24 protein-coding genes and 1 riboswitch are annotated in these 25,487 nt (G+C 70.7%); of the genes, 13 read left to right on the top strand and 11 right to left on the bottom strand.

Annotated elements, in window-relative coordinates:
* Positions 1–17: 17 nt before the first annotated feature.
* Entirely contained in the window at positions 18–1,601 is a 1,584-nt protein-coding gene (locus ACZ5NJ_RS18950; RefSeq protein WP_468766164.1) for a Na+/H+ antiporter, read from the bottom strand.
* 65 nt (positions 1,602–1,666) lie between these two features.
* Here ACZ5NJ_RS18950 and ACZ5NJ_RS18945 point away from each other — a divergent pair, with 65 nt between their 5' ends.
* The 3 genes from ACZ5NJ_RS18945 (at position 1,667) to ACZ5NJ_RS18935 (ending at position 3,564) form a co-directional block, all read left to right on the top strand.
* On the top strand, positions 1,667–1,927 hold the full coding sequence (locus tag ACZ5NJ_RS18945; protein ID WP_468766163.1) for a UBP-type zinc finger domain-containing protein: 261 nt from the start codon (positions 1,667–1,669) through the stop codon (positions 1,925–1,927).
* A 225-nt stretch (positions 1,928–2,152) separates the two neighbouring features.
* On the top strand, positions 2,153–2,566 hold the full coding sequence (locus ACZ5NJ_RS18940) for an ATP-binding protein (RefSeq protein WP_042816094.1): 414 nt from the start codon (positions 2,153–2,155) through the stop codon (positions 2,564–2,566).
* A gap of 11 nt (positions 2,567–2,577) precedes the next feature.
* Positions 2,578–3,564: an RNA polymerase sigma factor SigF gene (locus ACZ5NJ_RS18935; protein ID WP_468766210.1), complete on the top strand. Its 987-nt coding sequence runs from the start codon at positions 2,578–2,580 to the stop codon at positions 3,562–3,564.
* A 19-nt stretch (positions 3,565–3,583) separates the two neighbouring features.
* Here the strand turns inward: ACZ5NJ_RS18935 and ACZ5NJ_RS18930 are convergent, their stop codons facing one another.
* The gene (locus tag ACZ5NJ_RS18930; protein ID WP_468766162.1) at positions 3,584–4,066 is read right to left on the bottom strand and encodes a hypothetical protein; all 483 of its coding nucleotides are present in this window, start codon (positions 4,064–4,066) and stop codon (positions 3,584–3,586) included.
* Between the two features lie 85 nt (positions 4,067–4,151).
* Here ACZ5NJ_RS18930 and ACZ5NJ_RS18925 point away from each other — a divergent pair, with 85 nt between their 5' ends.
* Both ACZ5NJ_RS18925 and ACZ5NJ_RS18920 read left to right on the top strand, forming a co-directional pair.
* The gene (locus tag ACZ5NJ_RS18925; protein ID WP_468766161.1) at positions 4,152–5,117 is read left to right on the top strand and encodes a diacylglycerol/lipid kinase family protein; all 966 of its coding nucleotides are present in this window, start codon (positions 4,152–4,154) and stop codon (positions 5,115–5,117) included.
* Between the two features lie 320 nt (positions 5,118–5,437).
* The gene (locus ACZ5NJ_RS18920; RefSeq protein WP_003953983.1) at positions 5,438–5,695 is read left to right on the top strand and encodes a WhiB family transcriptional regulator; all 258 of its coding nucleotides are present in this window, start codon (positions 5,438–5,440) and stop codon (positions 5,693–5,695) included.
* Positions 5,696–5,863: 168 nt separating this feature from the next.
* Here the strand turns inward: ACZ5NJ_RS18920 and ACZ5NJ_RS18915 are convergent, their stop codons facing one another.
* Both ACZ5NJ_RS18915 and ACZ5NJ_RS18910 read right to left on the bottom strand, forming a co-directional pair.
* Positions 5,864–7,333, bottom strand: a complete 1,470-nt coding sequence (locus tag ACZ5NJ_RS18915) for a sensor histidine kinase (protein ID WP_468766160.1) — start codon at positions 7,331–7,333, stop codon at positions 5,864–5,866.
* Between the two features lie 395 nt (positions 7,334–7,728).
* Positions 7,729–8,322: a TetR/AcrR family transcriptional regulator gene (locus ACZ5NJ_RS18910; protein ID WP_468766159.1), complete on the bottom strand. Its 594-nt coding sequence runs from the start codon at positions 8,320–8,322 to the stop codon at positions 7,729–7,731.
* Positions 8,323–8,405: 83 nt separating this feature from the next.
* Here ACZ5NJ_RS18910 and ACZ5NJ_RS18905 point away from each other — a divergent pair, with 83 nt between their 5' ends.
* Complete coding sequence (locus ACZ5NJ_RS18905; RefSeq protein ID WP_468766158.1) at positions 8,406–9,167, top strand: SDR family oxidoreductase; 762 nt, start codon at positions 8,406–8,408, stop codon at positions 9,165–9,167.
* A 137-nt stretch (positions 9,168–9,304) separates the two neighbouring features.
* On the top strand, positions 9,305–10,090 hold the full coding sequence (nagB, locus tag ACZ5NJ_RS18900; protein WP_468766157.1) for a glucosamine-6-phosphate deaminase: 786 nt from the start codon (positions 9,305–9,307) through the stop codon (positions 10,088–10,090).
* Between the two features lie 61 nt (positions 10,091–10,151).
* On the opposite strand, the gene ACZ5NJ_RS18895 is transcribed toward nagB, so the two are convergent.
* From ACZ5NJ_RS18895 to ACZ5NJ_RS18880, 4 genes are all read right to left on the bottom strand, one after another.
* Positions 10,152–11,654, bottom strand: coding sequence for a glycoside hydrolase family 3 protein (locus ACZ5NJ_RS18895; protein ID WP_468766156.1), 1,503 nt, complete (start codon positions 11,652–11,654; stop codon positions 10,152–10,154).
* Positions 11,655–11,659: 5 nt separating this feature from the next.
* Complete coding sequence (locus ACZ5NJ_RS18890) at positions 11,660–12,496, bottom strand: carbohydrate ABC transporter permease (protein ID WP_468766209.1); 837 nt, start codon at positions 12,494–12,496, stop codon at positions 11,660–11,662.
* A gap of 35 nt (positions 12,497–12,531) precedes the next feature.
* Positions 12,532–13,551, bottom strand: coding sequence for a carbohydrate ABC transporter permease (locus tag ACZ5NJ_RS18885; protein ID WP_468766155.1), 1,020 nt, complete (start codon positions 13,549–13,551; stop codon positions 12,532–12,534).
* Between the two features lie 129 nt (positions 13,552–13,680).
* Positions 13,681–14,967 (bottom strand): extracellular solute-binding protein, encoded by a 1,287-nt coding sequence (locus ACZ5NJ_RS18880; protein WP_468766154.1) that lies wholly within the window; start codon positions 14,965–14,967, stop codon positions 13,681–13,683.
* Between the two features lie 297 nt (positions 14,968–15,264).
* On the opposite strand from ACZ5NJ_RS18880, the gene ACZ5NJ_RS18875 reads away from it, so the two are divergent.
* The 3 genes from ACZ5NJ_RS18875 (at position 15,265) to ACZ5NJ_RS18865 (ending at position 18,557) form a co-directional block, all read left to right on the top strand.
* The gene (locus tag ACZ5NJ_RS18875) at positions 15,265–16,029 is read left to right on the top strand and encodes a GntR family transcriptional regulator (RefSeq protein ID WP_468766153.1); all 765 of its coding nucleotides are present in this window, start codon (positions 15,265–15,267) and stop codon (positions 16,027–16,029) included.
* Positions 16,030–16,158: 129 nt separating this feature from the next.
* Positions 16,159–18,360: a carbon starvation CstA family protein gene (locus ACZ5NJ_RS18870; protein WP_468766152.1), complete on the top strand. Its 2,202-nt coding sequence runs from the start codon at positions 16,159–16,161 to the stop codon at positions 18,358–18,360.
* Positions 18,357–18,557 (top strand): YbdD/YjiX family protein, encoded by a 201-nt coding sequence (locus tag ACZ5NJ_RS18865; protein WP_468766151.1) that lies wholly within the window; start codon positions 18,357–18,359, stop codon positions 18,555–18,557. The genes ACZ5NJ_RS18870 and ACZ5NJ_RS18865 overlap by 4 nt, the downstream gene beginning before the upstream one ends.
* Positions 18,558–18,618: 61 nt before the next feature.
* On the opposite strand, the gene ACZ5NJ_RS18860 is transcribed toward ACZ5NJ_RS18865, so the two are convergent.
* Positions 18,619–19,203 (bottom strand): Uma2 family endonuclease, encoded by a 585-nt coding sequence (locus ACZ5NJ_RS18860; RefSeq protein ID WP_468766150.1) that lies wholly within the window; start codon positions 19,201–19,203, stop codon positions 18,619–18,621.
* 78 nt (positions 19,204–19,281) lie between these two features.
* Between ACZ5NJ_RS18860 and ACZ5NJ_RS18855 the strand changes: the two genes are divergently transcribed.
* The 3 genes from ACZ5NJ_RS18855 to ACZ5NJ_RS18845 all read left to right on the top strand — a co-directional run bounded on the left by ACZ5NJ_RS18855 (position 19,282) and on the right by ACZ5NJ_RS18845 (position 23,532).
* Positions 19,282–19,779, top strand: coding sequence for a GNAT family N-acetyltransferase (locus ACZ5NJ_RS18855; RefSeq protein WP_468766149.1), 498 nt, complete (start codon positions 19,282–19,284; stop codon positions 19,777–19,779).
* A 65-nt stretch (positions 19,780–19,844) separates the two neighbouring features.
* A riboswitch (cobalamin riboswitch) is annotated at positions 19,845–19,968 on the top strand.
* Between the two features lie 145 nt (positions 19,969–20,113).
* Entirely contained in the window at positions 20,114–22,516 is a 2,403-nt protein-coding gene (locus ACZ5NJ_RS18850; RefSeq protein ID WP_468766148.1) for a ribonucleoside-diphosphate reductase subunit alpha, read from the top strand.
* The gene (locus ACZ5NJ_RS18845; protein WP_468766147.1) at positions 22,516–23,532 is read left to right on the top strand and encodes a ribonucleotide-diphosphate reductase subunit beta; all 1,017 of its coding nucleotides are present in this window, start codon (positions 22,516–22,518) and stop codon (positions 23,530–23,532) included. Before ACZ5NJ_RS18850 ends, ACZ5NJ_RS18845 begins: the two co-directional genes overlap by 1 nt.
* 203 nt (positions 23,533–23,735) lie before the next feature.
* Here ACZ5NJ_RS18845 and def read toward each other — a convergent pair whose 3' ends face one another.
* Both def and ACZ5NJ_RS18835 read right to left on the bottom strand, forming a co-directional pair.
* Positions 23,736–24,371 carry a peptide deformylase gene (gene def, locus ACZ5NJ_RS18840; RefSeq protein ID WP_468766146.1) on the bottom strand — a complete coding sequence of 212 codons (636 nt, stop codon included), beginning with the start codon at positions 24,369–24,371 and terminating at the stop codon, positions 23,736–23,738.
* A gap of 58 nt (positions 24,372–24,429) precedes the next feature.
* Positions 24,430–25,425, bottom strand: a complete 996-nt coding sequence (locus ACZ5NJ_RS18835; RefSeq protein WP_388951567.1) for a tetratricopeptide repeat protein — start codon at positions 25,423–25,425, stop codon at positions 24,430–24,432.
* Between the last annotated feature and the right edge of the window lie 62 nt (positions 25,426–25,487).

The following is a 25,487-nucleotide window of genomic DNA, read 5'->3' as shown; positions in this document are numbered from 1 at the left end:
CGCCTCCCCGGGCGGTCTCACCCCGTTTCCTCCCGGTACGCCGCCGCCTCCTCCAGGTCCAGGCGGCGCAGCAGTACCCGGAGCATCTCGTCGTCGATGCGGCGGCGGTCGCGCAGGGAGACGAAGACCTCGCGTTCCGCTTCGATCATCTCCCGCGCCAGCCGCCGGTAGACGTCGTCCGCCGACTCGCCCGTCACCGGGTTGACCTCCCCCAGCCGCTCCCACACCCCGTTGCGCCGGCGTTCCATGACCGTGCGCAGCCGGTCCGCCAGGGGCGGCGGGAGGGTGCTGTTGGCGGGGTCCTCCAGGAGTTCCGCCAGGCGTTCCTCCGCCGCGCGCGAGGCCTCGCTCTGGGCCTGGGCCTCCGCGAGGGTCTCCGCCTGGGCGTCCCGCCGTGGCAGCCGCAGGGCCCGGATGAGCGGCGGGAGGGTCAGGCCCTGCACCACCAGCGTGCCGATCACCGTCGTGAAGGTGAGGAACAGGATGAGGTTGCGGTGCGGCACGCTCATCGGCACGGAGAAGGCGATGGCCAGCGAGACCACCCCCCGCATCCCGGCCCATCCCACGATCACCGGGGACTTCCAGTCGGTGTCCGGCTCCCGCGTGCGGATCCGCTCCGACACCCACCTCGGCACGAAGGTCGCCGGGAACACCCACATGAACCGGGTCCCGACCACCGCGAGGAACACCGCGACCGCGTACCAGGCGGCCGCGAGGCCCTCGTACTCGCCCAGCCCCTTCAGGACCACCGGCAGCTGGAGGCCGATCAGGGCGAAGACCACCGACTCCAGGACGAACGCGACGACCTTCCACACCGCCTCCTCCTGGAGCCGGGTCGCGAAGTCGACCTGCCAGTTCCGGTGCCCCAGGTAGAGCGCGACCACGACCACGGCCAGGACGCCCGAGGCGTGCACCCGTTCCGCCGCCGCGTACGCCACGAAGGGGATCAGCAGGGACAGGGTGTTCTGGAGCAGGGGTTCGCGCAGCCGCTTCCTGAGCTGGTGGATCGGGACCATCAGCAGCAGGCCCACGCCCACCCCGCCCACCGAGGCCAGTAGGAACTCGGCGACCCCGCCGGCCCAGCCGGCGCTCGTGCCGACGGCGGCGGCCAGGGCCACCTTGTAGGCGGTGATGGCGGTGGCGTCGTTCACCAGGGACTCGCCCTGCAGGATGGTCGTCACCCGGCTCGGCAGCCCCAGCCGGCGGGCGATGGCGGTCGCCGCGACCGCGTCGGGCGGGGCCACGACCGCGCCCAGCACCAGCGCCACCGGCAGCGCGACCCCGGGCACGACCAGGTACGTCACCCAGCCCACCGCGAGCGTCGCGAACAGCACGTACCCCACCGACAGCAGGGCGATCGGCCGCAGGTTGGCCCGCAGGTCCAGGTACGAGCTGTCCACCGCGGCCGTGTGCAGCAGCGGCGGGAGCAGCAGCGGCAGCACGATGTGCGGGTCGAGGGCGTACGAGGGCACCCCCGGCACGTACGCCGCGACGAGTCCCACGGCGACCAGCAGCAGCGGCGCCGGCACGGGCGTACGCCGGGCCGCCCCCGCGACGGCGGCGCTCACCGCCACCAGCGCCACCAGCGGCAATACCTCCATCGAAGATCCATCCCCATCCGTCGTCGCCGATGTCGCACCCGCGCCCTGGCCGTAACCTGGCCATCATGAGCGAGTGCACCCACCTTGCCGAACTGCCGCGCCCCGAGCCCGTCCCGCATGCGCTGACCTGCCCGGAATGTCAGGTGCTCGGAAGCCACCCGGTCCAGCTGCGCATGTGTCTGGGGTGCGGGTACGTGGGCTGTTGTGACAGCTCTCCCCACCGGCACGCCTCCGCGCACCACCAGGAGACGGGTCATCCGGTGATGCGCAGCTTCGAACCGGGCGAGACCTGGCGGTGGTGTTTTGTCGACGGTTCGATCGTCTGAAGCGGGGTAGTTCAACCCTCCGCCGGTTCCCCCGAATTGGGCCCGCAGACCCCTAGCCACTGTGCGTACTCATGGGCTTACCATCAGTCACTGCACGGAGCTGGGGTCGGCCCGGTCGCTCCACGGCGGGCGCCGTGGGGCGTCTATGAGGGGTGCCGCGACACGATCGCCCGGATCGCGATAGCGTCACCGGCGAACAGAGCTCGTACCACCTTGGAGGTGAGGGTGTCCCAGATCGCAGGCGAGCCCGGGACCCAGGACTTCGTGGAAGTCCGGCTGCCGGCTGCGGGTGCCTACCTGTCGGTGCTGCGGACGGCCACGGCCGGTCTCGCGGCACGGTTGGACTTCACCCTCGACGAGATCGAGGACCTCCGCATCGCGGTGGACGAGGCCTGCGCGATCCTGCTCCAGCAGGCCGTGCCCGGCTCCGTCCTCAGCTGCGTCTTCCGGTTGATCGACGATTCACTGGAAGTGACCGTCTCCGCGCCCACCACCGACGGGCGCGCGCCGGAGCGGGACACGTTCGCGTGGACCGTGCTGTCGGCGCTGGCCGGCAAGGTCGAGGCGACGGTCGAGGACAACCGGACGGTGAGCATCAGCCTCTACAAACAGCGCGGCGCGGGGCCAGGCCCGGCGTGAGCGGCGGGGAGATCCCGGTGCGGGGCGGGGATCGGCCCCGGGTACGGCACGAGGTCGACGGCGGCATCCCGGAGCAGCACCACGCCCGGCCGCACCCGGCTGACGCGGATGCGGAAGACGGCTTTTTGGACTCGGCGGAGCGACGGGCGGGCCCTATGAGCGACAACCAGCACGACCAACCACAGCCACCGGAGGCCCCGGCCCCGGAGCTGTCGGACGAGGTGCACGTGGCGGTGCCGGATCCGCGCGACCGCAGTGGCGCGCGGGCCCTGTTCTTCGAGCTGCGCGAGCTGCCGGAGGGGTCGCCGGAGCGGGCGGAGCTGCGCAACCGGCTGGTGCGGATGCACCTGCCGCTGGTCGAGCACCTGGCGCGGCGGTTCCGCAACCGGGGCGAGCCGCTGGACGACCTGACGCAGGTGGCGACGATCGGCCTGATCAAGTCGGTGGACCGGTTCGACCCGGACCGGGGGGTGGAGTTCTCGACGTACGCCACTCCCACGGTGGTCGGGGAGATCAAGCGGCACTTCCGCGACAAGGGCTGGGCGGTGCGGGTGCCGCGGCGCCTGCAGGAGCTGCGGCTCTCGCTGACCACGGCCACGGCGGAGCTGTCGCAGCAGCACGGCCGCTCCCCCACGGTCCACGAGCTGGCCGAGCGGCTGGGGATCTCCGAGGAGGAGGTGCTGGAGGGGCTGGAATCGGCCAATGCCTACAGCACGCTGTCGCTGGACGTGCCGGACACGGACGACGAGTCGCCGGCGGTGGCGGACACCCTGGGCTCGGAGGACGAGGCGCTGGAGGGCGTCGAGTACCGCGAGTCGCTGAAGCCGCTGCTGGAGGGGCTGCCGCCGCGGGAGAAGCGGATCCTGCTGCTGCGTTTCTTCGGGAACATGACCCAGTCGCAGATCGCCCAGGAGGTGGGCATCTCGCAGATGCACGTCTCCCGGCTGCTGGCGCGCACGCTGGCGCAGCTGCGCGACAAGCTCCTCGTGGAGGAGTGACGGAGAACGGGTGAAGGGGTTATCGGGCCTGGTCCACAGGTCCGATGCCCAGCGCCTCGGTCGCCGTCGGGTTGACCAGGAGCGCGACGACGGCCACCGCCGCCAGGGCCAGGGCCACGGCGGCGACGGTCATCGCCCCGCCGGTGGTCCACAGGGTCCAGGCGACGGGGAGGGCCATCAGCTGGGTGATCAGCGCGGGGCCGCGGCTCCAGCGGCGGCCCAGGCGCAGTCCGCGCGCCGCGATCAGCGGGAGCGCGGCGAGGGCGAGCAGGGTCACTCCCCCGGTCTCGGCCTGCTGCGGGGAGTCGGGGTGGCCGGCGATGCCGACGAACAGCATGTAGACACCGAGTCCGGCGAGGGCGAGGCCCTCCAGCGCGGTCAGTACGGCGGCGGCGGTCAGCCGGCCGGGCAGCGCCTTCGGCTCCGCGGCTGCGGAGCCGGCGGTGGGCGCGGGACCGGTGGTGGAGGCGGCGGGGGTGCGGGGGCTCGGCTTCTTGCTCACCCCAGCAGGGTAGCCGCGGGGGCCCCGGCCCGGACGGGGACGGTCGGTAGGGGACGGGTGCGCGGGGGTGGGTAGTCTGGCGACCATGCGTGCACTTCTCGTGGCCAACCCAGCAGCGACGACCACCAGTGCGCGCACGCGCGACGTCCTGACGCACGCCCTGGCCAGCGAGATGAAGCTGGAGGCGGTGACCACGGAGTACCGGGGACACGCCCGGGACCTGGGGCGCAAGGCCGCGCACGAGGGGCTGGACCTCGTGGTGGCGCTGGGCGGCGACGGCACCGTCAACGAGGTGGTGAACGGTCTCCTGCACGACGGCCCAGATCCGGAGAACCTGCCGCGGCTGGCGGTGGTGCCGGGCGGTTCCACGAACGTGTTCGCCCGTGCGCTGGGGCTGCCGAACGATTCGGTCGAGGCGACCGGTGCCCTGCTGGACGCGCTGCGGGAGCGGCGCGAGCGGACGGTGGGCCTGGGGCTGGCCGCGGGGGTGCCGGGGACGGAGGACGAGGGGGTCCCGTCGCGCTGGTTCACGTTCTGCGCGGGTTTCGGTTTCGACGCGGGCGTGGTGGGGCGGGTCGAGCAGCAGCGGGAGCGCGGCAAACGTTCGACGCACGCCCTGTATGTACGACAGCTGATGCGGCAGTTCTGGGAGGAGCCCAACCGCCGGCACGGGACGATCACGCTGGAGCAGCCGGGTGCGGATCCGGTGAGGGATCTGGTGCTGTCGATAGTCTGCAACACCTCTCCGTGGACGTATCTGGGAAATCGGCCGCTGTACGCCTCTCCCGATGCCTCGTTCGATACCGCGCTTGACGTATTGGCTCTGGACCGTTTGTCAACTCCGGCGGTCGCGCGGTACGCGACACAGCTCCTGACCTCGACTCCTGAGCGCGGTCCGCACGGCAAGCACGCGCTGTCTCTGCACGATCTGACCGACTTCACCTTGCATTCGAAGGTTCCCCTCCCTTTCCAGATGGACGGCGATCATCTGGGAGTGCGCACCAGCGTTCGGTTCACAGGCGTTCGCCGTGCACTGCGTGTGATTGTGTGAGTAGAAGAGCCCAAAGTCCTTTCAGTCGAACGTTTACACGCCGGTCCACCCCTAGGAACTAGGGCTGTGACCTAGTCGACACCGACGAATCCAAAAAAACTTTCCGGAAGGGGTTGTATCCCCGTCCGAGGTTTGCGAATCTCTACATGGCGATCGGGACAGCCCGCAGAACCCGGCACCCACACAGAGCGCCAGAACCCCACCACGAATCTTGGACCGCACCAGGCCAACTGGGCGTCGGCCCTTCCCTCACGGGGGGATTCGTGAAAGCGTTCACATTCACAAGCAACCTGCCCGCAATACAAGGAGATGGAGCAGCCATGGACTGGCGTCACAACGCCGTTTGCCGCGAGGAAGACCCCGAGCTCTTCTTCCCCATCGGCAACACCGGTCCTGCGCTGCTGCAGATCGAGGAAGCCAAGGCCGTCTGCCGCCGTTGCCCCGTCATGGAGCAGTGCCTGCAGTGGGCGCTTGAGTCCGGCCAGGACTCCGGTGTCTGGGGCGGTCTGAGCGAGGACGAGCGCCGCGCCATGAAGCGCCGCGCCGCTCGCAACCGGGCGCGCAACGCCAGCGCCTGATATCGACTTTCGAGCCTCGACGCGCAGCGCGTAGTACCCATATAGCGCTCAGCAACGTGCTCTTGAGCCCCGGACCGGCCTCCCCCAGCTACCGCTGGGAGGGCCCGGGTCCGGGGCTCAGTGCTTTTCCCGTACCCGCCCGTCACCCTCAGTGACGGCCGGGTACGGTCACTTCTGCGAGCTGACGGGAACGTCCAGGACGACCTTGGTGCCGTGCGGTGCGGCGCGGACCATGTCGAAGGTGCCGCCGAGCTCCCCCTCCACGAGGGTGCGGACGATTTGCAGCCCGAGGTTGCCGGCCTTCTGCGGGTCGAAGCCCTCGGGCAGGCCGCAGCCGTCGTCGAGGATCGTGATCAGCAGGCGGCCGTCGGTGCGACCCGATCCGCTGCGGGCGGCGGTCACCTCCACGGTGCCGCCCTCCCCCTGGGTGAAGGCGTGCTCCAGGGCGTTCTGGAGGATCTCGGTCAGCACCATCGACAGCGGCGTGGCCACCTCCGCGTCCAGGATCCCGAACCGGCCGACGCGCCGGCACTGCACCTTGCCCGGCGAGATCTCCGCGACCATCGCGATGACCCGGTCGGCGATCTCGTCGAACTCGACCCGCTCGTCCAGGTTCTGAGAGAGCGTCTCATGCACGATCGCGATCGAACCGACGCGCCGCACCGCCTCGTTGAGCGCCTCGCGGCCGCTCTCCGAGTCCATCCGGCGGGCCTGGAGCCGCAGCAGCGCGGCCACCGTCTGGAGGTTGTTCTTCACCCGGTGGTGGATCTCCCGGATGGTGGCGTCCTTGGTGATCAGTTCACGTTCGCGACGGCGCAGTTCGGTGACGTCGCGGCACAGGACCAGCGAGCCGATCCGGGTGCCCTTCGGCTTGAGCGGGATCGCGCGGAGCTGGATGACCCCGCCGTTGCCCTCGACCTCGGTCTCGCGGGGGGCCCAACCGCTGGCGAGCTTGACGAGCGCCTCGTCCACCGGGCCCCGGGACGGGGCGAGTTCGGCGGTGGTGGTGCCGAGGTGCTGGCCGACCAGGTCGGCGGCGAGGCCGAGCCGGTGGTAGGCGGAGAGCGCGTTGGGGGACGCGTACGTCACCACACCGTCGGCGTCGAGGCGCATGAGGCCGTCGCCGACGCGCGGGGAGGCGTCCATGTCGACCTGCTGGCCGGGGAACGGGAAGGAGCCCGCGGCGATCATCTGCGCGAGGTCGGAGGCGGACTGGAGGTAGGTCAGCTCCAGCCGGCTCGGTGTACGGACCGTGAGCAGGTTGGTGTTGCGCGCGATCACGCCCAGGACCCGGCCCTCGCGGCGGACGGGGATCGACTCGACGCGGACCGGCACCTCCTCGCGCCACTCCGGGTCGCCCTCGCGCACGATCCGCCCCTCGTCGAGGGCGGCGTCGAGCAGCGGGCGCCGGCCGCGCGGGACGAGGTGGCCGACCATGTCGTCCTGGTACGAGGTGGGGCCGGTGTTCGGCCGCATCTGCGCGACGGAGACGTAGCGGCTGCCGTCGAGGGTGGGGACCCAGAGGACGAGGTCGGCGAAGGAGAGGTCGGAGAGCAGCTGCCACTCCGAGACCAGCAGGTGCAGCCACTCCAGGTCGGTTTCACCGAGAGCGGTGTGCTGGCGTACGAGATCGTTCATGGAGGGCACCTTGCGAGCGTACCCCGGGTACGGGGATGACTTTCCCCACGACAAGTACTCGGGAGTATCCAGGAAGGGCACACTCCGCGTACTGTTGGAGGAAGTGACGGGCCAGTAGGCCCGCGCTTTGGATGGACAGGACAGATTGGTCTAGTCCACAATTGACCCAAGCTTCCGCCCTCCCCGCACAGGAGGACGGATCGAGGTGGCCGCGCGTTCTGCCCTGACCGCGCGAGGCGCCTCCAACCGGCCGCCGGGAACCGCACACCTGACGGCCGTAAGTACTCCGGGCTACGGTGCCGGACGGGCTGAGGGTCCCGTCCTGCACCGTGGCCCAGAGGAAATGCGGCGCGGGTGCGGAATTCCCCCGCGGTACCACCCCGGAGCGCGCCGGATCACGCCGGCCAGGCCAGCAGGGCCCGCTCCGCCACCGCCTCCAGCTCCTCCCGGGTCGCCCCGTCGCACGACTGCTGGCTCATGCCCTGGAGCACCGCGCCCGCGTAGCGGGCCAGCATCCGCGCGTCCGTGTCCGCGGGCAGCACCCCGCTCGCGATGTCGGCCCTGATCCGGGTCTCGAACAGGGCCAGGGTGGCCAGGCGGCGTTCGCGCAGGGCCTGGGCCACCTCCTTCGAGGTGGTGTTGGCGGCCGCGCTGATCACCATGCAGCCCGGGGGGTGGGCGGGGTCGGTGTAGATCTCGGCCGCCTCGCGCAGGATCCGGGCCATGGCCGCGCCGGCGGTGGGCTCCTCGCCCAGCGCGACGGAGGCGAAGTCCCCGTAGCGGCTGCCGTAGACCACCACGACCTCGTCGAAGAGCTTGCGCTTGTCGCCGAAGGCCGCGTAGAGGCTCGGCGCGCCGATGCCCAGGGTGCGGGTGAGGTCGGCGATGGACGTGGCTTCGTAGCCGTGCTCCCAGAAGGTCAGCATCGCCTTGTCGAGGGCGGCGTCCCGGTCGAAGGAGCGGGGCCTGCCGCGCTGTCCTGTCACCATGCGGACGATTCTATAGCGCTCGCTAGGGAATCTGATACGGTCCTTTCTGTAGCGACCACTAGCGAATGAGGGGGGGGCGCGTCATGGGCGTGCTCAAGGGGAAGACGGCACTGGTCACGGGCGGCAGCCGGGGCATCGGGCGGGCCGTGGCGCAGCGGCTGGCGCGCGACGGGGCCCTGGTCGCCGTGCACTACGGGCGCAACGAGGCGGCGGCGAAGGAGACCGTCGCGGCGATCGAGGCGGCGGGCGGGCGGGCCTTCGCGATCGGGGCGGAGCTCGGGGTGCCGGGGGACGCCGAGGCCCTCTGGGCGGCGTACGCGGCCCACCCGGCCCACACCGAGCGCGTGGACGTCCTCGTCAACAACGCCGGGGCGGCGACCTTCGCGGGCATCGCCGAGACGGACGAGGAGACCTTCGAGCGGGTCCAGGCGCTCAACGCCCGGGCGCCCTTCTTCGTGATCAAGCACGGGCTGGAGCGGCTCGCGGACGGGGGCCGGATCGTCAACGTCACCGGCACCCCGGACATCGCGCTGCCGGCGATCCTCGCCACGATCATGGCGAAGGGCGCGGTGAACGCGCTGACCGTGTCCCTGGCCGCCGCGCTGGCGCCGCGCGGGATCACCGTGAACTCGGTGGGCCCCGGCATCACGGAGACCGAGCTGAACGCGGCCTGGCTGGCCGACCCCGCGGCCCGGGCCCACGCCGCCTCGCGGTCCGTCTTCCACCGGGTGGGCACGGCGGAGGAGGTGGCCGACGTGGTGGCCTTCCTGGCCTCCCCGGACTCCCGCTGGGTCACGGGCCAGCACCTGGACGCCACGGGCGGCCTCCAGCTGTCGCTGATGTAGCCGGCCGGGCGGGGCGCCGTGAACGGCGGGACGATGGAGGGACGGCGGATGTGGCGGAGGGCCCCCGGGGGCGGGCCCGCTCTGCTAGATTGGTCTATACCACAAGTGCCCACACCTCTCAGATCGGCAGGCCCCGCGTGGAAGTTGTCATCGTCCCGGACGCCAAGGCAGGCGGCGAGCTCATCGCGGAGGCCATGGCCGCCCTGCTCCGCCGCAAGCCCGACGCCCTGCTGGGCGTGGCGACCGGCTCTACCCCGCTGCCCGTCTACGAGGCCCTCGCCGCCAAGGTGAAGGCCGCCGAGGTCGACGCCTCCCGGGCCCGGATATGCCAGCTCGACGAGTACGTCGGCCTGCCGGCCGGGCACCCGGAGTCCTACCGCGCGGTCGTCCTGCGCGAGGTCGTCGAGCCCCTCGGCCTGACCGAGGACTCCTTCATGGGCCCCGACGGCTCCGCCGCCGACGTCCAGGCGGCCTGCGAGGCGTACGACCAGGCCCTCGCCGACGCCGGCGGGGTGGACCTCCAGCTGCTGGGCATCGGCACCGACGGCCACATCGGCTTCAACGAGCCCTGCTCCTCGCTGGCCTCCCGCACCCGGATCAAGACGCTCACGGAGCAGACCCGCGTGGACAACGCGCGGTTCTTCGAGGACGACCTGGACCAGGTGCCGCACCACGTCATCACCCAGGGCATCGGCACCATCCTCGACGCCCGCCACCTCGTCCTGCTGGCCACCGGCGAGGGCAAGGCCGAGGCCGTCGCCCAGACCGTCGAGGGCCCGCTGTCCGCGCTGGTCCCGGCCTCCGCGCTCCAGCTGCACCGGCACGCGACCGTCGTCGTGGACGAGGCCGCCGCCTCCAAGCTGAAGCTGGCCGACTACTTCCGCCACACCTACGCCGAGAAGCCCGCCTGGCAGGGCCTGTAGACGACGGGAAAGGGCCGGGCCCCCCTCCTCGGGGGCCCGGCCCTTTCCCGTACCCGGTGGACTAACGGGTCCCGGCGATCACCTCGGCCGCGGCCCGCCCGCAGACCCGGGAGGCGCCGTGCGTGGCGATGTGGAAGGACCCGCGCGGCTCGGCGCGCGGCAGGCCCATCTCCACGACCACGGTGTCCGGCCGCGCGGCGACCAGGGCGTCCAGCGCCTCGGTCATCCACGGGTGCCGGTGCGCGTCGCGGACCACCGCCACGACCGTGCGCTCCCCCGCGGCCGCCAGCACGTCCCCGGCGGCCGAACCCTCGGGGTAGACGCCCGAGACGGTCCCCGGGACGAGGGCGGCCAGCTCGGCGGCCACCCCCCAGGGGGTCTCGTCGCCGACCGCGATGTTCGCGACGGGTGCGAGCGTGGCGACGTACGGGGCGGCCACGGGGGCCGGGGTGCCCGACACCGCGAGCGCGCGGCGGGCCGCCTCCAGGCCGATGCCGGACGCGCGGCTCCCCTCCGGCTGCGCGTCCGGCCGGGCCCGGAGGGTCCATCCGGCGAGGGCCCGTACCCGGTCGGCGGCGTCGGCGAGCCGCTCCTCGGGCAGCGTGCCCTCGCGGACGGCGGCGACCAGCGCGTCGCGCAGACGCAGCACGGTCGCCTCGTCGGCGAGGCCCCCGCCGACGCAGATGGCGTCGGCGCCGGCCGCGATGGCCAGCACCGAGCCGCGTTCGATGCCGTACGTCCCGGCGATGGCGTTCATCTCCATCCCGTCGGTGACGATGAGGCCCTCGTAGCCGAGTTCCTTGCGCAGCAGACCGGTGAGGATCTGCGGGCTGAGGGTGGCGGGGCGGGTCGGGTCGAGGACGGGCACCAGGATGTGGGCGCTCATGACGGCCTTGGTGCCGGCCTCGATGGCCGCCTTGAACGGGACCAGTTCGCGGGCCTGGAGGGTGTCCAGGTCCACGTCGATGCGGGGCAGCGCGTGGTGGGAGTCGACGTTGGTGTCGCCGTGGCCCGGGAAGTGCTTGGTGCAGGCGGCGACACCGGCGGCCTGGAGGCCCTCGACGTACGCGGCCGTGTGGCGGGCGGCGAGGTGGGTGTCGGCGCCGAAGGAGCGCACCCCGATGACGGGGTTGTCCGGGTTGGAGTTGACGTCGGCGGACGGGGCCCAGTTGAGGTTGACCCCGCACTCGGCGAGGCGGCGGCCCAGCTCGCGGGCGACCTCGCGGGTGAGCTCCGTGTCGTCGACGGCGCCGAGCGCGAGGTTGCCGGGGAAGGACGAACCACCCCGGACCTCCAGGCGGGTGACGTCGCCGCCCTCCTCGTCGATGGCGACGAGGACGTCGTCGCGCTCGCGGCGCAGCTGCGCGGTCAGCGCGGCGAGCTGCTCGGGCGAGGCGATGTTGCGCCCGAACAGGCCGACGGCGGTGAGGCCCTGGCCGACCTGGCGCAGCAGCCAGGAGGGGGCGGTGGTGCCCTCGAAGCCGGGCTGGAGGACCGCGAGGGCGTCGCGGGTCAGCCGGTCGTTCTCATCGGACGCAGTCGTGTGGTGCGCAAGGATCGTCACGGCCGTTATCCCTTCACGGCGCCGGCGGTCATGCCGCCGACGGCCTTGCGCTGGAGGAAGATGAAGATCACCAGGACGGGGATCGCGAAGATCGAGGACGCGGCCATGGTGGCGCCCCAGTCGTTGCCGAAGGCGGTCTTGAACTGGGTCAGCCACAGCGGCAGGGTCTGGGCGGTCTTGTCCTTGTTGAGGATCAGGACCATCGCGAACTCGTTCCAGGCGGTGATGAACCCGAAGAGCGAGGTGGACATCAGGCCCGGGGCGAGCAGCGGGAAGATCACCTTGCGGAAGGCCTGGCCGCGGGTGCAGCCGTCGATCTGGGCGGCCTCCTCCAGGGTCACCGGGACGGCGGCGATGAAGCCGCGCAGGGTCCAGATGGTGAAGGGGAGGACCATCACGAAGTAGACCGCGGTGAGCACGCCGATGCTGTTCAGCATCTCGGCGTCGCGGACGATCATGTACATCGCGATGACCATGACCTCCCAGGGGGCCATCTGGGCCATCATCACGCCGAGGACGAGGCCCTTGCGGCCCTTGAACTTCATGCGGGCGATCGCGAAGCTCGCGGCGAGGGCCACCAGCAGGGCGAGCAGCACGGCGCCGACGGTGACGACGAGGCTGTTGGTGACGTAGGTCCAGAAGTTCTCGACGCCGGTGGCCTTGGTGAAGTTGTCCAGCGTCGGGGTGAAGACGAAGACCGGGTCCTTGGTGAGGATCTCGCTGTTCGGCTTGAGGGCCGAGGAGAACATCCAGTAGACCGGGAAGACGAAGACCAGGGCCAGGAGCAGCGCGCCGAGGTTCTTGGCGACGGTCGCGGGCCGCAGCGGCCGGCGGGTGCGCAGCTGCTGCGCGGGCTTGTCCGGGGCGGTGGTGGTGCTCACTGCTCCTCCTCCTGCTTCAGGATCAGGCGGAAGTAGAAGGACATGACGACCAGCAGGATCAGGATCGTCAGGACGGAGATGGCCGCGGCGAGGCCGTAGTGGAACTGGCTCTGGCCCTCGACGTAGGCGAAGACCGGGAGGATCTCGGAGGCGCGGTCCGGGCCGCCCTTGTTCATCGCGTAGACCTGGGTGAAGGCCTTGAAGACCCAGATCACCTCAAGGAAGGTGGTGACGAGGAAGAAGGGCTTCAGGTTGGGGAAGACGACCTTCCAGAAGGTCTGCCAGCCGTTGGCGCCGTCCATGCGGGCGGCCTCGTACAGCTCGGCGCCGACGGTGGTGAGGCCGGCGTACATGTTGAGGGCGACGAAGGGGATGGAGCCCCAGACCACCAGGAGCGTGACGATCGTCAGGGTGGACAGGCCGGTCTCGAACCAGTTGTGCTGCTCGTAGCCGGAGAAGCCGAGGGTGCGCATGAGCCAGTTCATGACGCCGAACTGCTCGTCGAACAGCCAGGAGAAGACCTGGACGGAGGCGACGATCGGCATGGCCCAGGCCATCACCAGGGCCATCGACAGGACCAGGCGCATCCACGTGCCGAGCCGGTTGAGCAGGATCCCGATGAGGCTGCCGATCACCATGATCAGCACGACGTTGGCGAAGGTGAAGAGGAAGCTGCGGACGACGACGGTCCAGAAGGCGGAATCACCGAGGAGCTGGGTGTAGTTGGCGAACCCCGCGAAGGGGTACTTCCGCTGGATGAACTCGATCTTGTTGATGTCCTGGAAGGACAGGATCACGTTCTTGATCAGCGGGTACAGCAGCAGGAGGGCCATGCTGGCCACGGCCGGCAGCACCAGCAGGTACGGCAGCCACCCCGAGGGGAGCCGCTTTCTGCCCCCGCGAGGAGGGGCGGGACGGGGGCCGGCTGCGGGGCTGTGCGCCTCCGGCCGTCCGGCGGACTTCTGTGGTGCGTCCTGTGGAGCGCTGGTCGTCGCTCCCTGGGAGTGCACGGTCATGGCTTGGCTTCCTCGCGGTTGACTGTGGAGTCAAATGCGCGACCGGGGGCGCGGCAGGCGGACGGGGCCTGCCGCACCCCCCGGTGCGTTCACACTGCTGGGTCGTGCGGGTCCTGCGGGGCGGGGCTGTTACTTGTTGATGCGGTTCGCGATTTCCTTGTCCGCGTCCGCGCCCGCCTTGGCGGCGTCCTCACCCTTCAGGACCTTGGTCATGAACTCCTTGATGGGGTTCGGCTCGGTCTCGACGTTCGCCCAGCCCGCGGTCACCGGGGTGATCTTGCCGTTGAGGCCGGCCTTGGCCATGGCCTCGGCGAAGGAGCCGGGGGCCGGGGTGAAGTTGGCGCCGACCTGGTTGGGGAGCAGGGCACCCTTGACCTCGGCGGCGTACTTGGTCATCTGGTCCTTGCCGGTGGCGAGGGCCAGCCACTCCTTGGCGAGCTCCTTGTTCTTGGAGCGCTCGGCCACCGCGAGGTTGGAGCCGCCGAGGAAGACGGTGCCGGACTTGTCGGCCGTCTTGCCCGGGATCGGGAAGTAGCCGAAGTCGGCGTCCTTGCCCGCGTCCTTCAGGGCCTTCTCGGCACCGCCGGCCTCCCAGCCGAGACCGATCCAGGAGGAGACGCCGCCCTTGGGGACGATGTCGGTGGACTGCTGCGGGGTGGCCTCGTCCTTGTCCTTGGGGGCCGTGGAGTAGGACTGGAGCTTCTTGTAGAAGTCCATGGCGGCGGCGGCCTGCGGGGTGGAGAGCTGGCCCTTCCACTTGCCGCCGTCCTTGACGGCGAGGTCGCCGCCCTCGTCCCAGACGAAGCCGGCGAGGACGTACCAGCTCTGGCCGGGGAGGTAGATCGGCTGGGCGGAGGGGTCGGCGGCCTTGAGCTTCTCCAGGCCGGCGATCCACTCGTCGCGGGTCTTCGGCGGGGTGACGCCGGCCTTCTCGTAGGCCTTCTTGTCGTAGACGACGACGCGGTTGGCGGCGTACCAGGGGGCGGAGTACAGCTTGCCGTCGACCTCGGCGGAGGCGAGCATGCTCTTCTGCCAGGCGTCGGCGCCGAGCTGGGCCTTGTCCTTGGTGAGGTCGGCGAGGCCGCCGGTGACCGCGTAACCGGCGGTCTGGGTGTTGCCGAGCTCCAGGACGTCCGGCGGGGTGTTCTCGGAGAGGGCCGTGGTGACCTTCTCCTGGATGCCGGTCCACTTCTGCTCCTCGACCTTCACCGTCACACCGGGGTGCTTGGCCGAGAACTCCTTGTTGACCTGCTCGATCCAGGCCTTCGGGGCGGATCCGTCCATCACCCAGACGGTGATCTCCTTGGCGCCACCCGACGCGTCGGACTTCGGCTTGTCGTCGCCGCCGTTGCCGCATGCCGCGACACCGACCATCATGCCCACGACACCGACCGCCGCAATGAGCTTGCGCTTCACGCCACCCTCCTCAGGGATGCTGCTGCTGTGCACCTTCCCTCGCCCGCCGCGGTGACGTACGTACCAAGTACTGCCCGTGGGGCCGGGATCTGATCCATATTGGTGTAGACCAGTACGGGGAGCTTGGCCTAGACCTTTAGGGGTGTCAAGGGTCTAATGAGCGGGTGCTCGGTCCGTTATCGGACCGACACCTGGGGGAGGGAGGAGGCCTGCCCTCCCGCCCGTGTCACCATGTGACCGCACATATCGGAGGAGCCGGTGACGGCAGCGAAACTGGAGTCGGGAAGGCGGGCGGCGATGTCCACCGAAGGGGCGACCACGGAGCCGGAGGGCGGGCCAGCCACTCGAACGGCGCGTGTGCCCAAGTACTACCGACTCAAGCGGCACTTGCTCGACATGACCGAAACACTGCCCCCCGGCACCCCGGTGCCGCCGGAGCGGACGCTCGCGGCCGAGTTCGACACCTCCCGGACCACCGTCCGGCAGGCCCTTCAGGAGCTCGTCGTCGAGGGCCGGCTGGAACGCATCCAGGGCAAGGGCACCTTCGTCGCCAAGCCCAAGGTCTCCCAGCCGCTGCAACTCTCCTCCTACACCGAGGACATGCGCGCCCAGGGCCTGGAGCCGACCTCCCAGCTGCTCGACATCGGCTACGTGACCGCCGACGACACCCTCGCCGGACTGCTCAAGATCACCACCGGCGGACGGGTCCTGCGCATCGAGCGGCTGCGCCTGGCCAGCGGCGAGCCGATGGCCATCGAGACCACGCACCTGTCCGCCAAGCGCTTCCCCGCGCTGCGCCGTTCGCTGGCCAAGTACACCTCCCTCTACACGGCCCTCGCCGAGGTGTACGACGTCCGGCTCGCGGAGGCCGAGGAGACCATCGAGACCTCCCTGGCCACACCGCGCGAGGCCGGACTGCTCGGCACGGACGTGGGCCTGCCGATGCTGATGCTCTCACGGCACTCACTGGACGCCGATGGTGAACCGGTCGAATGGGTGCGATCGGTATATCGCGGCGACCGTTATAAGTTCGTTGCCCGTCTCCGGCGACCTGCTGTGTGATCACCTGTTGACGACCCTTCGGACCCCGGTGGACGCTCGTACCGCTATACGGACGGGGGCTTACGTCCACCGGTAACCCCCCGTAGATTCCGTGCGCTTACGCAGATGATCAACGAGGGGACGAGGATCATGTCGGAACCGGGAGCAACAGGGACACAGCGGACGCCGACGGCGAGAACCACCCCGCAGTCCATCGCCCTATGGGTGCTCGTGGGCCTCGTCGGGGCCGTCGGCTGGGGCGTGCTGGCGCTCTCGCGGGGTGAGGAGATCTCGGCGGCCTGGCTGCTCGCCGCCGCGCTGGGCTCGTACGCCATCGGCTACCGCTTCTACGCGCGGTTCATCGCGAACCGCGTGCTGAAGCTGGACAAGACCCGGGCGACCCCGGCCGAACGCCTCGACAACGGTGTCGACTTCCACCCCACCGACCGGCGCGTGCTCTTCGGCCACCACTTCGCCGCCGTCGCCGGCGCCGGCCCGCTCGTCGGCCCGGTGCTCGCCGCGCAGATGGGCTACCTGCCGGGCACCATCTGGATCGTCGCGGGCGTCATCTTCGCCGGCGCCGTCCAGGACATGGTGACGCTGTTCTTCTCCACCCGGCGCGACGGCCGTTCGCTCGGCCAGATGGCCCGGGACGAGATCGGCCCCGTCGGCGGCGCCGCCGCCCTGCTCGCCGTGTTCACCATCATGATCATCCTGCTGGCGGTGCTCGGCCTGGTCATCGTCAACGCGCTGGGGCACTCCCCCTGGGGCGTCTTCTCCATCGGCATGACCATCCCGATCGCCCTCTTCATGGGCGTCTACCTGCGCTGGCTGCGCCCGGGCCGGGTCACCGAGGTCTCCGTCGTCGGCGTCGCGCTGCTGCTCCTGGCGATCGTGGCGGGCGGCTGGGTCGCCGAGTCCTCCTGGGCCGACTTCTTCACCCTGGACAAGGAGACCCTGGTCCTCTGGATGATCGGGTACGGCTTCTTCGCCTCGGTCCTGCCGGTGTGGCTGCTGCTCGCCCCGCGCGACTACCTGTCCACCTTCATGAAGGTCGGCACGATCGCGCTGATGGCGATCGGCGTGGTCGTCGCGATGCCGACGCTGAAGATGCCCGCGGTGACCGACTTCGCCACGCGCGGCGACGGCCCCGTCTTCGCCGGCTCGATGTTCCCCTTCGTGTTCATCACCATCGCCTGCGGGGCCCTGTCCGGCTTCCACTCGCTGGTCGCCTCGGGCACCACCCCGAAGATGATCCAGAAGGAGACCCAGATCCGGGTCATCGGCTACGGCGCGATGCTCACCGAGTCCTTCGTCGCCGTCATGGCCGTGATCGCCGCGTCCATCATCGAGCCCGGCCTGTTCTTCGGCGTCAACTCCCCCGCCGGGGTCATCGGCACCACCGTCCAGTCCGCCTCCGCGGCGGTCGGCCACTTCGGCTTCGCCATCTCCCCGGAGGCCCTCGCGCAGGCCGCCAAGGACGTCGAGGAGACCACCCTGCTGTCCCGTACGGGCGGCGCGCCGACGTTCGCGCTCGGGATGTCGGAAATCTTCTCCGCCGTGGTCGGCGGGGCCGGGATGAAGGCGTTCTGGTACCACTTCGCCATCATGTTCGAGGCCCTGTTCATCCTGACGACGGTGGACGCGGGCACCCGCGTCGGCCGCTTCATGCTCCAGGACACCCTGGGCAACGTGCACAAGTCCTTCCGCGACGTCAGCTGGAAGCCGGGCGTCTGGCTGGCCAGCGCGGTCGTCGTCGGCGGCTGGGGCTACTTCCTGTGGGTCGGCGTCAAGGACCCGCTGGGCGGCATCAACCAGCTCTTCCCGCTGTTCGGCATCGCGAACCAGCTGCTCGCGGCGGTCGCCCTTGCCGTCTGCACCACGCTGCTGGTCAAGTCGGGCCGGCTCAAGTGGGCCTGGGTCACGGCCGTTCCGCTGGCCTGGGACGTGGCCGTCACCCTCACCGCGAGCTACCAGAAGGTCTTCTCCGACGACGTGAAGATCGGCTTCTTCGCGCAGCGCGACAAGTACCAGACCGGCATCGACTCCGGGAAGGTGCTGCCGCCCGCCAAGACCATGGACGAGATGCACACCGTGGTCACCAACGCCACGGTCGACGGGGTCCTGTCGGCCCTCTTCGCGGCCCTGATCATCATCGTCCTGCTGGACGCGGCCCGCACCTGCTTCAAGGCCGTCTCCGACCCCGGCTCGGTCAGCCTGTCCGAGGTCCCGTGGAGCGAGTCGAAGATCATCGCCCCGGCGGGGCTGATCGCCTCGGCCGAGGAGAAGGCCGAGCTCGCGGCGGCCGGCCTGGACAGCGGCGGCGGCCGCGTGAAGGACCCGGTCGCATGAGCGGCGCGGTCCGGGGGGCGCTGGCGAAGGCCCGTCACTTCGTCCGGGAGTTCTCCGGCGAGGCCGCGTACGACCGCTACGTCGCCCACGCCCGCTCCCACGACCCCGAGGCCGAGGTCATGACCCGCCGCGCCTTCGAGCGGGCCCGCACGGACGCCCGCGAAGCGGACCCCCGCGAGGGCTTCCGCTGCTGCTGAATGCGCGACAGGGCCCCGCCGTCCCCCATCGGGGCGGCGGGGCCCTCGTGTTCCTCTTGGGTCAGCGCACCCAGTCCTTGAGGACCTCCGTCTGCAGGGTGATGCCGACGGGGTCGGGGAGTTCGACGTCCTTGCCGAATGGAACGGTACGGACGTGCTCGTACCGGCTGCCGTCCGGCTCGCTGTGGACGGTGACCTCGCAGGTGTCCCGGTCGATCAGCAAGTACACCGGAATGCCAGTCTCCGCGTATCCGCGGGGCTTCTCGCGACGGTCGCGGGCGTCCGTGTCCGTGTCGTACGACGTGACCTCCACGACCATGAGGGCAGGTTCAGGCTCAACCCATTCCCCTTGGCCTGCGAGGGAGCCGCTCGGCGCCAGGACCCCGTCAGGCCGAGCACGGCCATTGCGGTACTGCTGGATCTTGATTCCCTGCTCGGCATAGAGCCACAGCTCCGGCCTGAACTGCATGCAGATGCGCGTCAGCCACTCAATGATCGTCCCGTGATCCCCATCCGGCACCGCCTTGACCCCCAGCTTCCCGCAGATGAATTCAAGTCGCAGCCCCTCGATCTCGCGGGCACCTATGCGCGCCAGAGTCTCGAACTCTTCAGTCAGCATCTGGGGCCGGTCGCTCATCACGGTCATGCCTCGCTCACCTTCCTGGACGGTGCTGTCTCCGACGATAGCGCCGGCCACCGACACCCGTCCGGCACACTCGGCGGCATGGACTTCGAGATCAGGACGGCAAGGGAAGACGAGTACGCGCGGCTCGGGGAGATCACCGGGGAGGCCTACACCGGGGACGGGCTGCTCGACCTGAACGACGACGACCACTACCTGAACGTCCTGCGCGACGTCGCCGGCCGGGCCGCCGACGGGGAGGTGCTCGTCGCCGTGCGCGACGGGGTGCTCCTCGGCGGGGTCACCTTCGCCGCGCCCGGGAGCCGGCTCGCCGACATCGCCGGGCCGCACGACGCCGAGTTCCGCATGCTCGCGGTCGCCACCGGGGCGCGCGGGCAGGGCGTCGGGGAGGCGCTCGTACGGGCCTGCGCCGAACGGGCCCGGGCCCTGGACGGGGTCACCGCACTGGTGCTCTCCACCCAGCGGGCCATGCGCGGGGCCCAGCGGATCTACGAGCGGCTCGGGTTCGTCCGCACCCCCGAACTGGACTGGTCGCCGATCCCCGCACTGACCCTGCTCACGTACCGACTGGAGCTGTGACGACACGCTCCGCATGCACCCGACACAACATGTGGGGGCTACCGCATCGGGTCGCCCCCACATGTATGCTCATGCCTGCTGCCGCCGCAGGGGAATCCGGTGGGAATCCGGAACTGTCCCGCAACGGTGTGACGTACGCCCAGCGGCGTATCCGCGAGTCCGAAGACCTGCCGGCAGTGCCCCCGGATCGACCGAACCGGGGTGTCGATTCGTCCGGGCCTCGCGGTTGGGCCGGTGGACGCCACGTGGTGCCGAACGCCTCTGCGCGCGCCCGCGTGCGCCCGCTCGCGCCCCGCTCCGCCGATGACCGGGCCGAGTGAGGGAGAGCTCCCCCGTGACCATCGCGCCCGCCGCACCGCGCGCCGAGTCCGACCACCCCGAAGCAGAAGGTCCCGGGGCCGCGCTGCTGCGCACCCTCACCGAGCTCACGGCCGACCTCCCCGACACCGACCCCGGCCGGGTCGCCGCCGCCGCCCTGCGCGGCCGCAGCGCCGCCGCCGACGAGGCCGAGCTGCGCGGGCTCGCCACCGAGGCCGCCGCCGGTCTGATCTCCGAGGACCCGGCGTACTCCCGCCTCGCCGCCCGCCTGCTCACGCTGGCCGTGGCCGACGAGGCCGCCGGCCAGGGCGCCACCTCCTTCGCCGAGTCCGTCGCCGTCGGCCACCGCGAGGGCCTGATCGCCGACCGCACCGCCGAGTTCGTCGCCGCCCACGCCGCCCGCCTGAACGCCCTGGTCGAGCACGCGCTCGCCGAGGGCGCGGACGACCGCTTCGGCTTCTTCGGCCTGCGCACCCTGCACAGCCGCTACCTGCTGCGCCACCCGATCACCCGCCAGGTCATCGAGACCCCGCAGTACTTCATGCTGCGCGTGGCCTGCGGCCTCGCCGAGGACGAAAGCGTGCGCGCGGTCGAGGAAGTGGCCTCGCTGTACACCCTGATGAGCCGCCTGGACTACCTGCCGTCCTCCCCCACCCTGTTCAACTCGGGCACGCGGCACCCGCAGATGTCCTCCTGCTACCTCCTCGACTCCCCGCTGGACGAGCTGGACTCCATCTACGACCGCTACCACCAGGTCGCCCGCCTCTCCAAGCACGCCGGCGGCATCGGCCTCTCGTACTCCCGCATCCGCGCCCGCGGTTCGCTGATCCGCGGCACCAACGGCCACTCCAACGGCATCGTCCCGTTCCTGAAGACCCTCGACGCCTCCGTCGCCGCCGTGAACCAGGGCGGCCGCCGCAAGGGCGCCGCCGCCGTCTACCTGGAGACCTGGCACGCGGACATCGAGGAGTTCCTGGAGCTCCGCGACAACACCGGTGAGGACCAGCGCCGCACCCACAACCTGAACCTCGCCCACTGGATCCCGGACGAGTTCATGCGCCGCGTCAACGCCGACGCCGAGTGGTCGCTGTTCTCCCCCGCCGACGTCCCCGAGCTGGTCGACCTGTACGGCGACGAGTTCGACGCCGCCTACACCAAGGCCGAGGCCTCCGGGCTCGCCAAGAAGACCATGCCGGCCCGCGACCTGTACGGGCGCATGATGCGCACCCTCGCGCAGACCGGCCAGGGCTGGATGACGTTCAAGGACGCCTCCAACCGGACGGCCAACCAGACCGCGCTCCCGGGCACGGTGGTCCACTCGTCCAACCTCTGCACCGAGATCATCGAGGTCACCAACGACGCCGAGACGGCCGTCTGCAACCTCGGCTCCGTCAACCTCGGCGCGTTCGTCGCCGACGGCGCGATGGACTGGGAGCGCCTGGACGAGACCGTCCGCACGGCCGTGACCTTCCTCGACCGCGTCGTGGACATCAACTTCTACCCGACCGAGCAGGCCGGCCGCTCCAACGCCAAGTGGCGTCCGGTGGGCCTGGGCGCGATGGGCCTCCAGGACGTCTTCTTCAAGCTGCGCCTGCCCTTCGACTCCGCCGAGGCGAAGGCCCTGTCCACGAAGATCTCCGAGCGGATCATGCTCGCCGCGTACGAGGCCTCCTGCGACCTCGCCGAGCGCAGCGGCCCGCTCCCGGCCTGGGCCGAGACCCGCACCGCCCAGGGCGTCCTGCACCCCGACCACTACGAGACGGAAGCCCACTGGCCCGAGCGCTGGGACGCGCTGCGCGCCCGCGTCGCGAAGTCCGGCATGCGCAACTCCCTGCTCCTGGCCATCGCCCCGACGGCGACCATCGCCTCGATCGCGGGCGTGTACGAGTGCATCGAGCCGCAGGTCTCGAACCTCTTCAAGCGCGAGACCCTCAGCGGTGAGTTCCTCCAGGTCAACGGCTACCTGGTGGAGGACCTGAAGAAGCTGGGCGTGTGGGACGCGCAGACCCGCGAGGCGCTGCGCGACTCCTCCGGCTCCGTCCAGGGCTTCGGCTGGATCCCGGCGGAGGTCCGCGAGCTGTACCGCACGGCGTGGGAGATCCCGCAGCGCGGCCTGATCGACATGGCGGCGGCCCGTACGCCGTACCTGGACCAGAGCCAGTCGCTGAACCTGTTCCTGGAGACGCCCACCATCGGCAAGCTCAGCTCGATGTACGCGTACGCCTGGAAGCAGGGTCTGAAGACCACGTACTACCTGCGTTCGCGCCCGGCGACGAAGATCGCCCGCGCCGCGTCCGGCGCCGCCGCCGTCCCGGCCGCCGCGGCCCCGGCCGCCGCCACCCAGCTGCCGCAGGCGATGGACGCCGAGGCGCTGGCCTGCTCCCTTGAGAACCCCGAGTCCTGCGAGGCCTGCCAGTAATGAGCTCGACCGACAAGAAGAACCTCCTCGACCCGGGCTTCGAGCTCACGCTCCGCCCGATGCGCTACCCGGACTTCTACGAGCGCTACCGGGACGCGATCAAGAACACCTGGACGGTGGAGGAGGTCGACCTCCACTCCGACGTCGCCGACCTGGCCAAGCTGACGCCGGCCGAGCAGCACATGATCGGCCGCCTGGTCGCGTTCTTCGCGACGGGCGACTCGATCGTGGCGAACAACCTGGTCCTGACGCTGTACAAGCACATCAACTCCCCGGAGGCGCGCCTGTACCTGTCGCGCCAGCTGTTCGAGGAGGCCGTGCACGTCCAGTTCTACCTGACGCTGCTCGACACCTACCTGCCCGACCCGGACGACCGCGCGGCGGCCTTCGACGCGGTGGAGAACATCCCGTCGATCCGCGAGAAGGCGCAGTTCTGCTTCAAGTGGATGGACTCGGTCGAGAAGATCGACCAGCTGGAGACGGCCGCCGACCGCCGCCGCTTCCTGCTGAACCTGATCTGCTTCGCCGCGTGCATCGAGGGCCTCTTCTTCTACGGCGCCTTCGCGTACGTGTACTGGTTCCGCTCGCGCGGCCTGCTGCACGGCCTGGCGACGGGCACCAACTGGGTCTTCCGCGACGAGAGCGCCCACATGAGCTTCGCCTTCGAGGTCATCGACACGGTCCGCAAGGAGGAGCCGGAGCTCTTCGACGAGGCCCTCCAGCAGCAGGTCACCGACATGCTGAAGGAGGCCGTGGAGGCGGAGCTGCAGTTCGGCCGCGACCTGTGCGGCGACGGCCTGCCGGGGATGAACACCGACTCGATGCGCGAGTACCTGGAGTGCGTCGCCGACCAGCGCCTGGTGCGCCTGGGCTTCGCGCCGGTGTACGGCTCGCAGAACCCGTTCTCGTTCATGGAGCTCCAGGGTGTCCAGGAACTGACGAACTTCTTCGAGCGCCGCCCGTCGGCCTACCAGGTCGCCGTCGAGGGCACCGTCGACCTGGACGAGGACTTCTAGTTCCGGCCGACCGGCAGCGACGGCCGGTATTCGCCCCCTGACTTGACATGCCGGGCGGGCGGATCTGGTCGTCGGGCCGTGGCGGTGGTGGGATCCGAACACGCCGCTCCGCGTCACCCGCGCGGAACACCCCCCACAGGCGAAGGCCCCGCTCCGGAGCGTTTCCGGAGCGGGGCCTTCGTGCGTCCGCGGGACGCGCCGGGTCAGTCGTTCGGGACGATCTCGTAGCGCGGGGTGTTCTCCGCCATCTGGCGCAGCGCGTCCTTGCGGTCGCGCTTGGAGAGGCGGTCGATGTACAGGTAGCCGTACAGGTGGTCGGTCTCGTGCTGGAGGCAGCGCGCGAAGTAGCCGGTGCCGCGGACCTTGATCGGGTTGCCCTGCGCGTCCTGGCCGGTGACCTCGGCGTAGTCGGGGCGGGCCAGCGAGGCGTAGGCGGTGGGGACGGAGAGGCAGCCCTCGTTGGAGTCGTCCAGCACGCGGGAGCCGGCCGGCAGCTCGACGAGCTTGGGGTTGACCACGACACCGGTGTGGCGGACGCCGTCGTCGTCGGGGCAGTCGTAGACGAAGACCTTGGCGTCCACGCCGATCTGGTTGGCGGCCAGGCCCACGCCCTCGGCGGTCTTCTGGCTGGCGAACATGTCGTCGATCAGCTGGGCCAGCTCTTCGCCGAACTCGGTGACGTCCTTGCACTCGCGGTGCAGGACCGGGTTGCCGACGACCGTGATCGGGCGGGACGTACCGCGCTCGCGGTGGGCGAGCTCACGCGCCTCACAGTCCTCGGTGTCCACGACCCAGCCCTCGTCGTCGATCGGGGTCACCTGGTTCTCCTGCTGCGCCATGTCCGCCGTACGCCTTCCCTCAAGTCCGTGGTGTGCCCGTACAGCCTACGGCCCGGGGTCAGCAGACTTCTTCGAGATCCCGCCACTCCCTGCTGTCGGGGCTGTCGGCGACCCAGCCGTCGAGCAGTCCGCGCACCAGGCCGGCCGGGGCGGCGATGCCGCATTCGCGCTCGGGCACCCACAGGGAGCCGGATCCGGCCGTGCGGTGGCCCAGCGGACCGGGGTGGCCCGGTTCGCTGTGGTCGTGCGGGTCGAGGTGGTCGCCGTTGTCCTCGCCGCTGGGCATCGAGCTCTCGGAACAGGTCCGGCAGAGCAGCCGCACCGACGACGACCAGTCCTCGGCGGCGAAGCCCGCGTCCGAGGCCAGCTGCTCCAGGGCGTCGCGGTCCTCCTCGGTGGCCGCCTCCAGCAGCACCACCCAGGTCGGCACCGGAGAGGGCGCCCACAGCTCGATCTCGTCGAAGACCGGGTACGAGGGCCCGGCCGCGGTCACCCGCTCGCCGTGCGGCACCCCGTCGTGCAGGACGACCTCGCCCCAGCGCCGCCCCGAGGAGGGCAGCGGGATGGAGAGGACCTCCATGCGGGCCGGATCGAGCCTGCGGCCCCACACCACCTCTGCCTCGCCCTCGGGCGACAGCCGCACCGCCGCGCTGCCGAGCTCCATGCCCACCGGCTCACCCGTCCCGGCCGTGCTGTGCGGGTCGCCGGGCACCTTCAGCCCGTACGCCTGCCAGGCCCGGCGGGCCAGCGGCCAGTCCTGGAGGGCGGTCGCGGCGATGCCGACGTTCCACCAGTCCGGGGCGCCGGTCTCGCGGTCCAGCAGGGCGACGGCGCGCAGGCCGGCGGCCCGCGCCTGCTCCCAGTCGTGCCGGAACTTGTGGAGGAGGGCCAGGTTGAACCAGGACTCGGACAGCCAGGGCTCCAGGTCCGCAGCCCTGGTCAGCAACGCGCCCGCGTCCTCGTACCGACCGTCGCCGATCAGCGTGAACGCGCGGTCGGTGGCCTGCCGCCACGAGGCGGAGGGCCGATGCCGTACCTTCCCGAAGATCCTCACGATTCCCGCCTGCCGCTCCAACGGTTCAGCCCTGCGGACACCCTCACGGACACCCCTTACTG

Source organism: Streptomyces sp. NPDC032091 (assembly GCF_055580265.1).
This window is presented reverse-complemented; position numbering and strand designations above follow the sequence as displayed.

What these genes read in the sequence shown, in the direction of transcription:
- ACZ5NJ_RS18920 (WP_003953983.1), top strand. Translation starts at nt 5,438, where the DNA reads ATGGACTGGCGTCACAACGCCGTTTGCCGCGAGGAAGACCCCGAGCTC.
- ACZ5NJ_RS18915 (WP_468766160.1), bottom strand. Translation starts at nt 7,333, where the DNA reads ATGAACGATCTCGTACGCCAGCACACCGCTCTCGGTGAAACCGACCTG.
- ACZ5NJ_RS18885 (WP_468766155.1), bottom strand. Translation starts at nt 13,551, where the DNA reads ATGACCGTGCACTCCCAGGGAGCGACGACCAGCGCTCCACAGGACGCA.
- ACZ5NJ_RS18860 (WP_468766150.1), bottom strand. Translation starts at nt 19,203, where the DNA reads ATGACCGTGATGAGCGACCGGCCCCAGATGCTGACTGAAGAGTTCGAG.
- ACZ5NJ_RS18855 (WP_468766149.1), top strand. Translation starts at nt 19,282, where the DNA reads ATGGACTTCGAGATCAGGACGGCAAGGGAAGACGAGTACGCGCGGCTC.
- ACZ5NJ_RS18865 (WP_468766151.1), top strand. Translation starts at nt 18,357, where the DNA reads ATGAGCGGCGCGGTCCGGGGGGCGCTGGCGAAGGCCCGTCACTTCGTC.
- ACZ5NJ_RS18845 (WP_468766147.1), top strand. Translation starts at nt 22,516, where the DNA reads ATGAGCTCGACCGACAAGAAGAACCTCCTCGACCCGGGCTTCGAGCTC.
- ACZ5NJ_RS18905 (WP_468766158.1), top strand. Translation starts at nt 8,406, where the DNA reads ATGGGCGTGCTCAAGGGGAAGACGGCACTGGTCACGGGCGGCAGCCGG.
- ACZ5NJ_RS18925 (WP_468766161.1), top strand. Translation starts at nt 4,152, where the DNA reads ATGCGTGCACTTCTCGTGGCCAACCCAGCAGCGACGACCACCAGTGCG.
- ACZ5NJ_RS18950 (WP_468766164.1), bottom strand. Translation starts at nt 1,601, where the DNA reads ATGGAGGTATTGCCGCTGGTGGCGCTGGTGGCGGTGAGCGCCGCCGTC.
- ACZ5NJ_RS18875 (WP_468766153.1), top strand. Translation starts at nt 15,265, where the DNA reads ATGTCCACCGAAGGGGCGACCACGGAGCCGGAGGGCGGGCCAGCCACT.
- ACZ5NJ_RS18945 (WP_468766163.1), top strand. Translation starts at nt 1,667, where the DNA reads ATGAGCGAGTGCACCCACCTTGCCGAACTGCCGCGCCCCGAGCCCGTC.
- ACZ5NJ_RS18870 (WP_468766152.1), top strand. Translation starts at nt 16,159, where the DNA reads ATGTCGGAACCGGGAGCAACAGGGACACAGCGGACGCCGACGGCGAGA.
- def (WP_468766146.1), bottom strand. Translation starts at nt 24,371, where the DNA reads ATGGCGCAGCAGGAGAACCAGGTGACCCCGATCGACGACGAGGGCTGG.
- ACZ5NJ_RS18910 (WP_468766159.1), bottom strand. Translation starts at nt 8,322, where the DNA reads ATGGTGACAGGACAGCGCGGCAGGCCCCGCTCCTTCGACCGGGACGCC.